Consider the following 2,977-nt stretch of genomic DNA (forward strand, 5'->3'; position numbering starts at 1 on the left):
GCACGAGATCGCCGAATGAGCGGCGAATCGCTGCGATCTGCGCCTTGCGTTTTCCAACATTGCTTGGCAGCAGAATGCAGGTGAATCTCGGGTCATACGCGTAGCTCGCGTGGACCGCGTGCGGATTCCGATCGATGTCGCCCAGGATTCCGAGATGATCTCGCCCACCATTCCGATTTGAAGTCGCCCACCCGTTCCGAAATGATGTCGCCCACCATTCCGGGATGATGTCGCCCGGGTGACGAGGCCTCTTCTGGCTCCCATAGGGTCAACTCTTTCGGCTTTGCGAAGGGGACCCTGGATGCCGACGGAGAGGCTTGCGATGCGCCGTGTGCGCGATGTGATCAGAATGAAGGCGGCCGGGCTGCCGAGCCGCGAGATTGCGCGACGGGTGGGCGCGGCGCCCTCGACGGTGCGCCTGGCGCTCCGGCGGTTCGAGGCCGCGGGCTTGAGCTGGCCGTTGCCAGACGACGTCACCGACACGGTTCTGGAACTTCGCCTGTTCGCGAAGACCGGCAATGGCAACCGTCAGGGTCACCGCCGCATTGCCGAGCCCGACTGGGCGACCGTGCACCGCGAGCTCAAACGCAAGCACGTGACGCTGTCGATCCTGGGGGAGGAATATGTCGCCGCCGAGCCCGGCGGATACCGGTACTCGCGCTTCTGTGAGCTCTACCGCGCCTGGGAGGGCCGCCTGTCGGTGACGATGCGCCAGGCCCATGCGGCCGGCGACAAGTTGTTCGTCGACTATGCCGGCGATGGCGTGCCGGTGGTGGTCGATCGCCTGACCGGTGAGCGCAGAACGGCGCAGATCTTCGTCGCCGTGCTCGGCGCATCGAGCTTCACCTACGCGCAGGCGACGTGGACGCAAGGGGGCTCGCCGACTGGATCAGCGCCCATGTTGGCGCCTTCGCGGCGATCGGCGGCATACCGGCGCTGCTGGTGCCCGACAACACCAAGGTCGCGGTCATTAAGGCGAGCCTGTACGACCCGCAGATCAATCGTACCTACGCGGAGATGGCGGCGCATTACGGCACCGCCATCTTGCCGGCGCGGCCGCGCAAGCCGCGCGACAAGGCCAAGGTCGAGCAGGCCGTCCTGATCGTCGAGCGCTGGCTGCTCGGCCGCCTGCGCCATCGCACCTTCTACAGCCTGGCCGAGGTCAATGCGGCGATCGGCGAACTGCTCACGAGGCTGAACGAGGAACGGCCGATCCGGCGGCTCGGCGTGACACGCCGCCGGTTGCTCGAGGAGGTCGACCGGCCGGCGCTCAAGCCATTGCCGGCGTCCCCCTACGTTCTCGCCGAGTGGCGGATCCGCCGCGTCAGTCTCGATTACCACGTCGAGGTGGAGAAGCATTACTACAGCGTTCCGCATCGCTTCGCCCGCGCCGAGGTCGAGGTGCGGTTCACGGCCCGTACCGTCGAGATCTTCCACAAGGGCGAGCGGATCGCCGCGCATCAGCGCATGAGCGGCAATCACAAACACACCACCGTGCCGGAGCACATGGCCTCCAGCCATCGGCGCTACGCCGGCTGGACCATCGCACGTATTCGCCAGGACGCCGCCGCGATCGGGCCGGCGACCAGCGCGTTGTGCGACCTCATTCTCGACGAGCGCTCGCACCCCGAGCAAGGCTTCCGCGCCTGTCTCGGCATCCTCAGGCTCGCCGCCTCCTATGGGCGCGAACGGCTGGACGCCGCGGCTGCGCGGGCAATCGACATCGGCGCGCGCACCTATGGCTCGGTCAAGTCGATCCTCGCCAACAATCTCGATCGGCGTTCTGCTCACCAGCGTTCCGCGGACGATGCGCCGATCCTGCATGCCAACATCCGCGGACCGCGCTACTACAATTAGGAGATCATCCCTTGCTCACCCATCCGACCCTCGACCGCCTCAACGCCCTCGGCCTCCATGGCATGGCCAAGGCCTTCGCCGACATCGAAGCCACCGGTGAGGCCGCAAGCCTCGGTCACACCGAATGGCTTGCGCTGCTGCTCGAACGTGAAGCCTCGCTGCGGCACGACAAACGGCTCGCCACTCGCCTGCGCTACGCCAAGCTGCGCCAGCAGGCGTGCGTCGAGGACATCGACTACCGCACCCCGCGCGGTCTCGACCGCCCGCTGTTCGCTAAGCTTGTCGAGGGCCGCTGGATCGACGACCACGTCAATCTCCTGATCTGCGGCCCGGCCGGCGTTGGCAAGAGTTGGCTCGCCTCGGCGCTCGGCCACAAGGCCTGTCGCGACAATCGCTCCGTGCTCTATCAGCGCGTCCCGCGACTGTTCGACGATCTGGCGCTCGCCCGCGGCGACGGCCGCCATCCACGTCTGTTGCGCGGCCTTGGCCGTGTCGATCTGCTGATCCTCGATGATTGGGGACTCGAGCCGCTCGACGCCGGTGCCCGTCACGACCTCCTGGAAATCCTCGAAGATCGCTACGGTCATCGCTCCACCATCGTCACCAGCCAGCTCCCCGTGGACCAGTGGCATCTGCTCATTGGAGATCCCACCTATGCCGACGCCGTGCTCGATCGCCTCGTCCACAATGCCCATCGGCTCGACCTCACCGGTGAGAGCCTGCGGCGAACCCGGCAATCCGCCCGAAAGACCTGAGCCCGTGGCGCTGTGGACATGCCGCTGCGCTTGGACAACGCAATCGCGTTGCCCACATGCCCACAGCAACCGCAGAAGAAGAAAAACAGGTCGAAGTCGCGATTCCAGATTGACCGCGCGCCTTGACCGATGCCAGAGAACCAGCCGGCCAGAACGCCTCGCCGCTGGGCGAGATCAAATCGGAAAGGTGGGCGACATCGTCTCGGAATCCACGGGCGACTTCATATCGGTACGCCTGGGCGACTTCGTCGGAATCCGCAGACCGCGGCCACGGCGCCGACATTTGCCGAGCCGTCGTCGACCACGTAGACCTGCAATCGCCCTGGGTAATCCTGACTTGCGATAGACTTCAGGCAGGCCGCCAG

1 protein-coding gene and 3 pseudogenes are annotated in these 2,977 nt (G+C 66.0%); 2 read left to right on the forward strand and 2 right to left on the reverse strand.

The features are described from left to right. Positions 1-118 (reverse strand): annotated as a pseudogene (locus tag AC0L27_RS40870) (glycosyltransferase); the annotation flags it as partial. A gap of 204 nt (positions 119-322) precedes the next feature. On the opposite strand from AC0L27_RS40870, the pseudogene istA reads away from it, so the two are divergent. Continuing rightward, positions 323-1,857: pseudogene (gene istA, locus AC0L27_RS40875) on the forward strand (IS21 family transposase). An 11-nt stretch (positions 1,858-1,868) separates the two neighbouring features. Continuing rightward, positions 1,869-2,612, forward strand: a complete 744-nt coding sequence (istB, locus tag AC0L27_RS40880) for an IS21-like element helper ATPase IstB (protein ID WP_007605871.1) — start codon at positions 1,869-1,871, stop codon at positions 2,610-2,612. A 254-nt stretch (positions 2,613-2,866) separates the two neighbouring features. Here istB and AC0L27_RS40885 read toward each other — a convergent pair. Continuing rightward, a pseudogene (locus AC0L27_RS40885) lies at positions 2,867-2,977 on the reverse strand (glycosyltransferase); the annotation flags it as partial.

This window comes from Bradyrhizobium sp. Ken51 (genome assembly GCF_055807435.1).